The 11909-nt window shown below is 62.1% G+C and carries 10 protein-coding genes and 2 rRNA genes; 7 read left to right on the plus strand and 5 right to left on the minus strand.

Going from position 1 to position 11909, the window contains the following annotated elements:
- The 6 genes from GY769_03395 to GY769_03420 form a co-directional block, all read left to right on the plus strand.
- A 23S ribosomal RNA gene (locus tag GY769_03395) occupies positions 1 to 1633 on the plus strand; the annotation flags it as partial.
- A 146-nt stretch (positions 1634 to 1779) separates the two neighbouring features.
- Positions 1780 to 1896: ribosomal RNA gene (gene rrf / locus GY769_03400) — 5S ribosomal RNA — on the plus strand.
- A 172-nt stretch (positions 1897 to 2068) separates the two neighbouring features.
- A complete protein-coding gene (locus tag GY769_03405) occupies positions 2069 to 2614 on the plus strand; it encodes a sigma-70 family RNA polymerase sigma factor (GenBank protein MCP4200959.1) in 546 nt (181 codons plus the stop codon).
- Between the two features lie 25 nt (positions 2615 to 2639).
- Positions 2640 to 3608 carry a hypothetical protein gene (locus GY769_03410; protein MCP4200960.1) on the plus strand — a complete coding sequence of 323 codons (969 nt, stop codon included), beginning with the start codon at positions 2640 to 2642 and terminating at the stop codon, positions 3606 to 3608.
- A 29-nt stretch (positions 3609 to 3637) separates the two neighbouring features.
- Positions 3638 to 4786 (plus strand): hypothetical protein, encoded by a 1149-nt coding sequence (locus GY769_03415; GenBank protein ID MCP4200961.1) that lies wholly within the window; start codon positions 3638 to 3640, stop codon positions 4784 to 4786.
- A gap of 187 nt (positions 4787 to 4973) precedes the next feature.
- Positions 4974 to 6296, plus strand: a complete 1323-nt coding sequence (locus GY769_03420; protein ID MCP4200962.1) for an NAD(P)-binding protein — start codon at positions 4974 to 4976, stop codon at positions 6294 to 6296.
- A 115-nt stretch (positions 6297 to 6411) separates the two neighbouring features.
- Here the strand turns inward: GY769_03420 and GY769_03425 are convergent, their stop codons facing one another.
- Positions 6412 to 6705, minus strand: coding sequence for a hypothetical protein (locus tag GY769_03425; protein ID MCP4200963.1), 294 nt, complete (start codon positions 6703 to 6705; stop codon positions 6412 to 6414).
- 103 nt (positions 6706 to 6808) lie between these two features.
- Here GY769_03425 and GY769_03430 point away from each other — a divergent pair, with 103 nt between their 5' ends.
- A complete protein-coding gene (locus GY769_03430; protein MCP4200964.1) occupies positions 6809 to 7372 on the plus strand; it encodes a cob(I)yrinic acid a,c-diamide adenosyltransferase in 564 nt (187 codons plus the stop codon).
- On the opposite strand, the gene pilB is transcribed toward GY769_03430, so the two are convergent.
- The 4 genes from pilB to GY769_03450 all read right to left on the minus strand — a co-directional run bounded on the left by pilB (position 7369) and on the right by GY769_03450 (position 11749).
- On the minus strand, positions 7369 to 9063 hold the full coding sequence (gene pilB, locus GY769_03435) for a type IV-A pilus assembly ATPase PilB (protein MCP4200965.1): 1695 nt from the start codon (positions 9061 to 9063) through the stop codon (positions 7369 to 7371). The two genes, GY769_03430 and pilB, sit on opposite strands and share 4 nt — an antisense overlap.
- A 129-nt stretch (positions 9064 to 9192) precedes the next feature.
- Complete coding sequence (waaC, locus tag GY769_03440; GenBank protein MCP4200966.1) at positions 9193 to 10212, minus strand: lipopolysaccharide heptosyltransferase I; 1020 nt, start codon at positions 10210 to 10212, stop codon at positions 9193 to 9195.
- Between the two features lie 23 nt (positions 10213 to 10235).
- Complete coding sequence (locus GY769_03445) at positions 10236 to 10715, minus strand: adenylyltransferase/cytidyltransferase family protein (GenBank protein ID MCP4200967.1); 480 nt, start codon at positions 10713 to 10715, stop codon at positions 10236 to 10238.
- Positions 10700 to 11749 (minus strand): hypothetical protein, encoded by a 1050-nt coding sequence (locus GY769_03450; protein MCP4200968.1) that lies wholly within the window; start codon positions 11747 to 11749, stop codon positions 10700 to 10702. The genes GY769_03445 and GY769_03450 overlap by 16 nt, the downstream gene beginning before the upstream one ends.
- Positions 11750 to 11909 lie beyond the last annotated feature (160 nt).

The raw sequence follows: 11909 nt of genomic DNA on the forward strand, positions 1-11909 counted from the left end.
TAACGATAAAGGGGGTGAGAGGCCCCCTCGCCGAAAGCCCAAGGTTTCCTGCGCAACGCTAATCGGCGCAGGGTTCGTCGGCCCCTAAGGCGAGGCCGAAAGGCGTAGTCGATGGGAAGCAGGTTTATATTCCTGCACCACCTGGTGGAGGTTATCGTGATGGAGTGACGTAGGAAGATATTGGCGCAGGGCGTTGGTTGTCCCTGTCCTTATGCGAAGGTTCGGCAGATAGGCAAATCCGTCTGCTTTATACTGAGGCTGTAGGGGAGCAACTCTTCGGAGGCGTGAAGGTCAAGACTCTATGCTACCAAGAAAAACTTCTAAACGCGAAACTAGGTGACCGTACCGTAAACCGACACAGGTAGATGGGGTGAGAATCCTAAGGCGCTCGAGATAACTCTCGTTAAGGAACTCGGCAAAATGGTCCCGTAACTTCGGGAGAAGGGGCGCCCTATTAGTGTGAACTCCTGCGAGTGTAGCATGAAAGGGCCGCAGTGAAAAGGCGCAAGCGACTGTTTACCAAAAACACAGGACTCTGCAAAATCGAAAGATGACGTATAGGGTCTGACACCTGCCCGGTGCTGGAAGGTTAAATGGAGGGGTTAGGATTCGTCCGAAGCTCTGAAATGAAGCCCCAGTAAACGGCGGCCGTAACTATGACGGTCCTAAGGTAGCGAAATTCCTTGTCGGGTAAGTTCCGACCTGCACGAATGGTGTAACGACTTGCGCACTGTCTCAACGAGAGACTCGGTGAAATTGTAATGTTTGTGAAGATGCGGACTACCTGCAGAAGGACGGAAAGACCCCGTGCACCTTTACTGCAGCCTGACACTGTAATTTGATAATGTATGTGTAGGATAGGTGGGAGACTTTGAAGCGGCAACGCCAGTTGTTGTGGAGTCACCCTTGAAATACCACCCTTTCATTATTGAATTCCTAACCGGTACCCATTGATCTGGGACTGGGACACTGTCTGGTGGGCAGTTTGACTGGGGCGGTCGCCTCCTAAAGAGTAACGGAGGCGCGCGATGGTTCCCTCAGGCTGATTGGAAACCAGCCGTAGAGTGTAAAGGCATAAGGGAGCTTGACTGCGAGACAGACATGTCGAGCAGGTACGAAAGTAGGCTCTAGTGATCCGGTGGTTCCGCATGGAAGGGCCATCGCTAATCGGATAAAAGGTACGCCGGGGATAACAGGCTGATCGCGTCCAAGAGTTCATATCGACGACGCGGTTTGGCACCTCGATGTCGGCTCATCACATCCTGGGGCTGAAGCAGGTCCCAAGGGTTCGGCTGTTCGCCGATTAAAGTGGTACGTGAGCTGGGTTTAGAACGTCGTGAGACAGTTCGGTCCCTATCTCATGTGGGCGTAGGAGACTTGAAGGGATCTGTCCCTAGTACGAGAGGACCGGGATGGACGAACCTCTGGTGCACCAGTTGTCGTGCCAACGGCACCGCTGGGTAGCTAAGTTCGGAAAGGATAACCGCTGAAAGCATCTAAGCGGGAAGCCCCCCCTAAGATGAGGTCTCCCTGAAGGGCCCTGGAAGATCACCAGGTTGATAGGCGGGATGTGTAAGCGCTGCGAGGCGTTGAGCTAACCCGTACTAATCGCCCGTTTGGCTTGACCATTTTTACTTTTTCGTGTGACTCTTCTTTGGCGGATTCTTTCGCCTGTAACCCATTTCGGCCGGCTCGAGCCGGTTGGCCCAGACGCGGACCGTTCAGGTCCTCGGCGCAGAGGCCAGTTGTTGGTTCTTTTTCAAGTAGCGTTTAGGTTTTTCCGGTGGCAATTGCGAGGGGGAAACACCCGTTCCCATCCCGAACACGGTAGTTAAGCCCCTCTGCGCCGATGGTACTGCGTGGGTGACTGCGTGGGAGAGTAGGTCGCCGCCGGGAGTTTTTCGAGGCCCGCGAGAAATCGCGGGTCTTTCTTTATGGGGGACACAATACGTAATCTACGCGCGCCTGTACTTGTGGCCCCATGCCGAGGGGCCGCGAAGACGCAAAGATTACGTATTGTGTTCCCCAGTGCTAACTTTTTCCGGTTCGGGGTGTCTATATGACTGGAATGGCGGAAGAGTCCACAGACACCGAGCTGATCGAGGCGACGCTCGGCGGGCGTGAGGAGGCCTTCGAGATGTTGATGAAGCGCTACGAGCGCTTCGTCTACAAGCTCGCCTTCGGCTTCGGCCGCAGTCACGAGAACGCTCTGGACTTGAGCCAGACGATCTTCTTGAAGGTCTACCGCAAGCTCTCGTTGTTCCAGGGACAGTCGAGTTTTCGGACCTGGCTGGCCAAGGTTGCCTACCATGAGGGCCTCAACTGGCGACGCGCGAATCGGCGCCATCTCGACGGCCGCGAAGAGCTGACCCAGGTTGCCGACTCCGGGTCCACGCCCCAAGATCAGGGCGTTCTCAAGGAGGAACGCACTCGGCTTGTGCTCGGTGGCCTGGCCCAGCTCAACCGGCGCTACCGTACCGCAATCGAGCTGCGCTATTTCCATGGCATGGGGGTGCGCGAGATCGCCTCGGTGCTCGGGTGCAGCGAGGGCGTGGCGAAGAACGCCTTGTTTCGAGGCATTCGCCGACTCAGAAGTCAATTGGCGCAGGCCTGAAGGTCTGGCCCGAAGGAGAGACAACATGTCCGACACCAAAGATTGCAGGCGCTTCGAAGACGGTCTCGCCTCCTTGATGAGCGGCGACTCGACACCTGACGAGCGCAGTTTGGTGATGAGGCATCTCGCCGAATGCGAAGACTGCGCGGATCTCTTCGCGATTCATGCCGAGCTCGAAGACATGGAGCTCCCGGCGGCTGCCGAAGCCGAGTTCCTGGCTCTGCGCCGTGATGTATTGCGCTCGATTCGGCAAGAGACGAAGAGCGGGGCCAAAGGCTGGCTCAGGAATCTCGGCGTCGGAGGCCTGCGTCCGTCCATCGCCCTGGCGACCGTTGCGGGGGCTCTGGTCATCGGGTTCTTCATCGGCCGGTGGCCGAGCGCCGACCGCGCCTTCGAGCGAGCCCACGAGGAGGACCTGCGGCGGGCCAACAGCAACCAGGCCATTGCCGGTCAGCTGGAGTTCGCCGCATTGCGCAACCGGCGCATGGAAGAGAGCGCGAACTCGCCCTACACGTTTTCGGACCTGCAGGTTCGCGAGATCGATGACGGTCGCGTAGCCCTGTCGTTTGACGTCGCCACACACCTCGAGCTGGTGCGGGACAAGTCGGACCCGCTGGTTTCCGAGATTCTGGTGCAGGCACTGGTGAATCCGGCGCCGGTCGGCACGCGTCTCGAGGCGATCTCGCTGGTTCGCTCGATGGAGCCGAAAGTGCGCGACGCCCTGATCGTCGCCATGCTCGGCGACGAGAGTCTCCCGGTTCGACTGGGTGCGCTCGAGAAGCTGGCTGGCGAACCGATGCATCCGTCGACCGAAGCGGCCTTGCTCGAAGTGCTCGAGAGCGAGGAGTCCGTTCAGATGCGACTGCTCGCGATCGACCACCTGGCCAAGGAGCGGGTCGCACCGGAAATAGTGGAGTCCGCGATTCTGTCCGGGCAGCCCGAGCCGGGGAGCGCGGTCTTCGTGCGCGCCCAGGATTACTTTGCGAAATTCTAGACAAGGGATCTCTAGCGAAAGGAGAAGAAATGAAACTACGACAATGCACGCCAGTCTTGCTGATCGCCATGTTGGCCACTCCGGTCAGCGTAGCGGCTCAGGCCTTCGAAGAATGTGACGTTTCCCCGGGAGGACTACTTGAGATCGACCTGCAGACCGGCGGCTCGATCGAGATAACGGGATGGGATCGCCAAGCCGTACGCGTTGAAGCCGAGCCCCACGGCAATGGCGCCGTGCCCAGAGTCGAGATTCGGTGCACCGAGGAGGGAGTCGAGGTCGAAATCAATGAAGGCGACTGGCACGATCGCGGTAAGCGCCACCACCACGGTCACAAGGGGCACCGGGTCAAGGTGCAGGTCCCGGTTCTCTTCAACCTCGAGATCGAAACCATGGGTGGCGGAATCACGATCGCGGATGTCGAAGGGCGGATCGAGGGCGAGACCATGGGCGGCGAGCTCGACCTGTCGAATCTCAAGGGCGAGCTCGATCTTTCCACCATGGGAGGTAGCATCCGCCTGGTCGATTCGGAAGTCGACGGCGAGGTCTCGACGATGGGCGGTGAGGTATTGCTCGAAAACGTCGTCGGCGACGTCGACGGCTCGTCGATGGGCGGCAACGTCAGCTACAAGAACGTCCAGCGCTCGGATGGAAGCTCGACCGGCAAAGTGGTTCACATAACAACCATGGGCGGAGCGATCGAGCTGTCGGAAGCGCTCCACGGCGCCAAACTCGAGACCATGGGCGGCAAAATCGTGGTCGACTCGGCGGCCGAGTTCGTCGAGGCCGAGACCATGGGCGGCGACGTCATCCTGCGCGAAGTCGACGGCCGGGTGGTCGCGACCACCATGGGCGGGGACGTCGAGGTCCGCATCGTCGGAGATCCTCAGGCCGACGGCCGAGACATCGAGCTCTCGTCGATGAACGGAGAGGTGCGTCTCACGGTGCCGCCGAACTTCTCGATGGACGTCGAGATCGAGCTGGCCTACACCAAGCGCCGCGCTGGGCGCTACGCCATTGAATCCGATCTCGGCTTGACGATCGAGGAGGACTCGGATTGGGACTATGGCCACGGCGACGCGCGCAGGGTAATCCGTGGCGCGGGCTCCTTTGCCGGCGGCAAGAACAAGGTCACGATTTCCACGGTCAACGGCAACGTCCATCTGAAACAAGGCGGCTAGAGCCTCGTCGAAATTTGCGGAAACCCGGCTCACCTATCTTGGCGGTGCCGGGTTTTCTTGTTCCGATCCAATTGGGGCCGCGTGCTAGCCTGCGTCTCTCACGATCGCACGGAGACACGGGGATCGCAGCAGGCTAGACTGTCGCTGGCTTCGGGCAGCAGAACTTCCAAGCCCCTACATCGGCCCCATGACTCTCTCCATCGCGATCCTCGGCTCCGGAATGGCGGGGTTGGGAGCCGCCTGGCGGCTGGCGGAGTCGGGAGTCGAAGCGACGGTCTACGAGAAACTCGCCCGGCCGGGAGGACACACACGCTCTTTTGTCTCGGATGACGGTTTCGTATTCGACGACGGACCCCACATTTCGTTTACAAAGAACCCGCGTCTACAGGAACTGCTCGCCGAGAGCGTCGGCGGCGAGTTCGAAATCCTGCAAGCCCGAGTCAATAATCACTGGCGAGGGCACTGGATCAAGCATCCGGCGCAGTGCAACCTCTACGGCCTGCCTCCGGATCTGGTTTCGCAGGTTCTCGAGGATTTTGTCGAGGCGCTGGCGACGGAGGCTCCGGACCCCGCGAATTACGAGGAGTGGCTGCTGGCGGCCTACGGCCGTGCGTTCGCCGAGACCTTTCCGATGGAGTACGGGCGCAAGTACCACACCCTCGAAGCCCACGAGATGAGTACCGACTGGCTCGGGCCGCGCTTGTATCGACCCGATCTCGAGGAAGTACTCCACGGAGCGCTGGCGGATGAGACCGCGGACGTCCACTACGTCGATCACTTCCGCTATCCGTCGCGTGGTGGTTTCGAATCCTATCTGCGGGCGTTCCTCGAGCGAGCGCGGCTCGAGTGTGGCAAGGAGGTGCAGGAGATCGATCCCGCGGCGGGCAGGGTGCGATTCGTTGATGGAAGCGAAATAGTCGCCGACGCCGTCATCTCTTCGCTGCCCCTACCCGAACTGGTTCGGTGTATCCGGGATGTACCGCACGAAGTCGAGGAGGCCGCCGGACAGCTTGCTTGTACGACCTGCGTGACCGTCAATCTCGGCGTCGATCGAGAGGATCTGTCCGAGTATCACTGGACTTACCTCTACGATCGCGAGCTAACCGCGACCCGCCTGAGCTTTCCCCACATGTTCTCGCCCGCCAACGTTCCTGCCGGGTGCGGCAGCATCCAGGCGGAGGTCTATTTCTCGGACAAGTTCCGTCCGCTCGAGGTTGCGCCGCCCGAGTTGATCGAGCCGGTCATCGCCGATCTCCGAGGCTGTGGTCTTCTTCGAGAGGACGACGAAGTCCTCTTTGCCGACGCCAGATTGATCAGGTACGCGAACGTGATCTTCGATCTGGATCGAGCCAGAGCCGTTACCCTGGTGCGCGGTTATTTGAAAGAGGTCGGCCTGGCCAGCTGCGGCCGCTACGGGGAATGGGGCTACCAGTGGACCGACGAGTCGTTCGAAAGTGGAGAGTCCGCGGCGCAGAGCGTGCTGGACGGAACTCGGCTCTCGGCTGGCTAGCCCTCGACATCGGCGGCTCGGCTGCCGAGCCGCCGATGGCCTCAGTTGTAGTCAGGAGCCGTCGCCAGAACCTTGGCCACCCGCGTCGGCGTCCCGGTCTCTCCGAGGTGCTCGTTCAGGCGGCCGCCCAGCCGGCGCCCACCAGCCCGGCGAGTCCGGCCAGTAGAAGCAGCGGGATTCCGACCACGACCGCGAGGAGTCCCAGCACAATCACCGCGATCGGAGCCAGAACCAGACCGACGAGCACGGCGAGGAGCAGCAGAAGGCCCTTGAAGGCCCAGCCGAGCAAGGCGAAAGGCAGCAGAACGATCTTGAACACCAGCTTCAGCATCAAGCCCACGAGAGACAGGACCGCAAACACCGCGACGGCGATGACGATCAGGGCCAGGATTCCAGCGATCTCGAACATCTGCACTACCCCCTCAAATAGTCATTACGGGGATTCCGGCGGTGAGTTTCGCAATTGCCGAGAGCCGGGGTCCTTCGGGCTCGCTGCTACACTGAGGTTCGCCATGCCGCGGATCACGAAGGTCACCACTCGCACCGGCGACGACGGTACGACCGGTCTTTCCAGCGGTCGCCGGGTGGCCAAGGACAGTCTTCGAATCGAGGCTTACGGAACGGTGGACGAGCTCAACTCGGTGCTCGGCGTCGCTCTGGCAGAAGGTCTGGGCGAGCCCTTGCCGGCGCTTCTGCGACGGATCCAGAACGAGCTCTTTCACCTGGGCTCGGATCTGTCGATGCCCGGGGGCGACGAGGAGTCTTTCCCGGTTCCGCGAATCGAGCAGCGTCACACCGATGCTCTGGAGACCGCGCTTGACGACCTCAGCCAGGACTTGCCGGCGTTGGAGAACTTTGTTCTCCCCGGAGGTTCGCCGGGTGCTGCCCGCCTGAATGTGGCGCGGACGATCTGCCGGCGCGCCGAGCGAGTCGCGGTACGCCTGAGCCGTGAAGAGGATCTCGGTCCGAACGTGATTCGCTATTTGAATCGCCTGTCAGACCTTCTGTTCGTGGCGGCCCGCTTCGAGAATCGGACCCGTGGTGTCGCCGACGTGCTCTGGGACAGCCGATCCTAGTCGACGGTCTCGCGGATCACCTCGTCCAGAGTGGTGACGCCGTCGCGAATCTTCTGAAGCCCGCTCATCCGCAGGCTGATCATCCCGATCTCGAGAGATTTCTCGCGAAGCTCATAGGCACTGCCGCCGGAGAGAATCAGCTCGCGCACCTGCTCGTCGACATCCATGACCTCGTAGAGGCCCACACGGCCCTTGTAGCCGGTACCGCTACAGAGGTCACAGCCGCGGCCCCGAAACAGCTGAAGCGACTTGATCTCGTCCTTCTTGAAGCCGATGTTCGTCAGGGCCTGAGTCGGTACCTCGAAGGGCTCTTTGCAGTTGCCGCAGATGCGCCTCACCAGGCGCTGAGCCACGACCATGTGCACGGAGCTGGCCACGAGAAACGGCTCGATGCCCATGTTCATCAGACGGTTGATGGATGAGGGCGCGTCGTTTGTATGCAGTGTCGATAGCACGAGATGGCCGGTCATCGCCGCCTTGATCGCGACCTCGGCGGTTTCGAAGTCGCGAATCTCACCCACCAGAACGATATTCGGATCCTGCCGCAGGAAAGAACGCAGGGTAGCGGCGAAGTTGAGGCCGATCTGCTCCTTCATCTGGACCTGGTTGATTCCGGTCAGGTTGAACTCGACCGGATCCTCGGCGGTCATGATGTTGACTTCCGGCGTGTTGATTCGCTGCAGGGCCGAGTAGAGCGTGTTGGTCTTACCGGACCCGGTAGGGCCAGTCACCAGCACCATTCCGTAGGGCCGGAAGATAGCCTGCTCGAACCGTCGCATCGACTCCTCCTCGAAGCCGAGCTTGGTCATGTCGAGCATCAAGTTGTCCTTGTCCAGCAGCCGGAGAACGATCTTCTCGCCGAAAATCGCCGGCAATACCGACACGCGGTAGTCGAGATCCTTGTACTTGTTGCCGAGCTTGGTCTTGATCTTGATGCGGCCGTCCTGGGGCAGACGCTTCTCGGCGATATCGAGCTTTGCCATGATCTTGACGCGGCTGGTGATGGCTTCGCGCAGCTTGATGGGCGGGCGCATCATTTCGTAGAGAATGCCGTCGATGCGGTAGCGGACGCGGTATTCCTTCTCGTAGGGCTCGATGTGGATATCCGAGGCGCCTCGTTTGATCGCGTCGGTCAGGATGATATTGACCAGACGGACGACCGGTGCTTCCTCGGACTGTTGTTCGAGCTCGGCAAGATCGATGTCGTCGTCCTCGTCGAGAACCTCGACGTCCGTGTCATCGGTGTCGGTGATGTCCTCCATCACCTTCTTCAACTCGATCGAGTGGGTCGAGCCGTAGTACTTGTCGATGGCCTCACGGAGTGCGGCCTCGGAGGCGACAACGGGTTCCACGTTGTAGCCGGTCATGAACTTGATGTCGTCCATCGCGAAGACGTTGGTGGGATCCACCATGGCGATGGTCAGACGGGCACCGGCCTTCGAAACCGGAAGGATCGTGTACTTGCGCGAGACGTCAGGTGGAATGATCTTGATGATGGTCTCGTCTATCTCGACCTCGGTGAGATTGATCGCCGGAACACCGTAACGCTGCGAGAGAAACTCGACGAGCTCGTCGTCCTCGAGGAAGCCCAGTTTGACGAGGTGAGTGCCGAGCCTGCCGCCCGCTTGCTGTTGCTGCGCGAGGGCCTGTTCGAGCTGGTCGCTCGAGACTTTGCCCGCGGTCACGAGCATTTCGCCGATTCGGTTCACTACAGCGCCTCCTCTGGTTTCGCCCCCAGAGCACACAGAACTCCCTGAGCACCCATTCGGATCAGTCTAGCAGCGGCCCTAAAACAGCGTCAAACAAGTACTATTCGCGACCTAGCCGAGTGCGTGGAGGGCTCGTTCGGCCACGAGCTCCGGAGAGATATTAAGCAGACAGGCCTTGGCATCGCCCAATCTCTGGTGGCAGAAGCTGCACGGCAGGCGGTGAACGACGGCGCTTTCGGGAGCGGCGTAGGGACCGTTACGCTCGGGATCGGTCGGACCCATGACACAGACGACGGGCGTGCCCAGCGCGTGCGCCAGATGGACCGGTCCGGTGTCTCCGCCCAGCACGATCCGCGCGGCGCGCGACAGGGCGACGAGCTCGGGAATCGTCGCGAGCTTCTCGAGGGCCCGAGCGCCGCCGAGAGTGGCGACCTCATGGGCCGTGGCCTCTTCCCCGGGCCCCCAGGCCACCCAAGCCTCCACGCCGGATTCGCGCTGGATCGCCCGTATGACCTGGCTCCAGGACTCGATCGGGTAGTCCTTGTTCGGCCAGGCCGTGCGTGGGTGAATGAGCAGAAACTGGTCGCCGGCCCGCGGCTCTTGCCGCCAGGGTTCGGCGTGGAGGTGCTCGCCACCGAACCGCGCCTCCGCGCTGCTCGAGGTCCTCGGCAGACCAGCATCGAGTACCGACAGCATGTGATCGACGGCGTGCTTGCCTTTCGCGGGAGCGGTCTCGGACATCCAGACCGCGCTCGAGGGTTCACGGCGATCCCGAAACGCCAGACCCAGACGGCGGTCGGCGAGAGTGCAAGCACTGATCAGACCCGCCTTGTGCGATCCCATGAGATCCAGCACCGTGTCCGCCGCGAAGTCGTCGAGCTGTTTCAAGAACGCGATGAGCTCGCGCCAGGCTTGCCTCGACAGGGCTCGCCGCCTCCAGGTGCGCAGACCAATCGGGATCACCGCATCGAGGGCCGGATGCCCTTCCAGAAGCTCCGCGAAGACTCCCTCGACCACCCATCCGATCCGAGCCTCCGGCATGATCTCTCGAACCCGGTTCAGCACCGGCAGCGCGTGCACGATGTCCCCCATGGCGCTGGTGCGCACGATCAAGATGCGGGAACCGCTCATGTCCGGCCGATCGCTCTGGGCCTCTAGTCCGGCAGGTGCTTTACCCGGGAGATCAGGTCCGACGTGGCATGGTCCTTGGGGTCGCCGACAATGGCGGTGCGCCCGCCATAGGCCTGAACAATCTCGTACTCCGGTACCCGCTCCGGGTTGACGTAGTCGGTTCCCTTGCAGTGGACATCCGGGCGGAGCTCGGTCAGCAGTGGGACGGGTGAATCGCCGGTGAAGACGACCACGTAGTCGACGGGCTCGAGAGCCGCGAGCAGCTCGGCGCGCTCGGCCGCCGGAACGACAGGCCGGCCCTCTCCCTTGAGGCTGCGAACCGAAGCGTCGTCGTTGATGGCCACGATCAGCGCATCGGCCTCGCGGGCTGCGGCCGTCAGATAGCGCAGATGCCCGACGTGGACGAGGTCGAAGTGGCCATTGGCGAGTGCCACGGTCTTGCCGTCGCGTCTCAGCCGCTCGACTTCCAGCCTCAGGTCTTCGAGCTCTAGGGCGATTCCCACTCGAGTCTCTCCAGGATTCGTGAGCCTGCGGCCACCGCTTCGTTGAGCTCGTCCGGGTCGATTGTCGCGGTGCCCAGTTTCTGCACGACCACGCCACCCGCGAAGTTGGCGAGCAGAGCGGCCTCCAGGGGTGTCGAGTCGGCTGCGAGCGCCAGAGCGAACGTGCCGATGACCGTGTCGCCGGCGCCGGTGACGTCGGCGACCTGATCCGAACCGTGGATTGGAATGTGAACCGTGTTCCTCTGTTCGAACAGAGTCATGCCCAGGCCGCCCCGGGTGACGAGCACAAAGCTGGTGGCGAGCAGGTTGCGGATCGCCGCTCCCGCGGCCGCGAGCCGGGCCGGGTCCTCACCCAGGGTCTTGCCGTAGAGCGCCTCCGCCTCTTCTTCGTTGGGCGTGGCCCCGTCGATGCCGCGGAAATCCGCCAGCCGGTAGCGGCTGTCGCACAGCACCGAGCTCGATTCGCCGAGAGCGGCTCGGACCGGCCCGATCAGCTCCGGGGTGACCGCACCGTAGCCATAATCGCTCAGTACGGCAACTCGGGCCCGTCCGGCCCATGCCGCCAGGGCGTCCAGGTGGAGCCGGCTGACGGACTCTTCGGAGGCGACTTCGTCTTCGATGTCGTAGCGGACGATCTGCTGCTTGATGGCGTGTCTCCCGCCGCCGAGGACTCGAACCTTGGTGGGCGTGCGGTAGCCGTCGAGAGTGGCGATGCCACGAACCGTGACTCCCAGGGCCTCGAAAGCACTCCTGATGGCCCGGCCGCTCTCGTCGTCGCCGACGACGCCGATGGGCAAGGGTAGGCCGCCGAGGGCCGCGACGTTGGCGACCGCGTTGGCGCCGCCGCCGGGCACGAAGCGGTCGCTCTCCTGCTTCAGAATCAGAACCGGCGCTTCGCGGCTGATTCTTTTGGGCGTTCCGGTGATGAAGCGATCGGCGACCAGGTCGACGGCCATGACCACGGGCTGGCCTTTCATCGCCGCGACCAGCTCGTGGAGGCGGGCCGTGCTCGGAACTGCTGGCGCGGTGCCCATTTGCAGGGATTCTAGCGCGCCAGGGCCTGTCGGGAGTCTCTCCTTTCGCTCGGTCGGCTACAGGCGCTTCGACGGCGGCCGGCAGTCGATTCGCCAGGGGCCGGCTCGAGCTGGATGGCCTGCAGGGGGTCGGGCTTTCGCCTGCGCGCCGCTGCGCGCA

It is taken from the genome of bacterium, from assembly GCA_024224155.1.
Lineage (GTDB): Bacteria > Acidobacteriota > Thermoanaerobaculia > Multivoradales > JAHEKO01 > CALZIK01.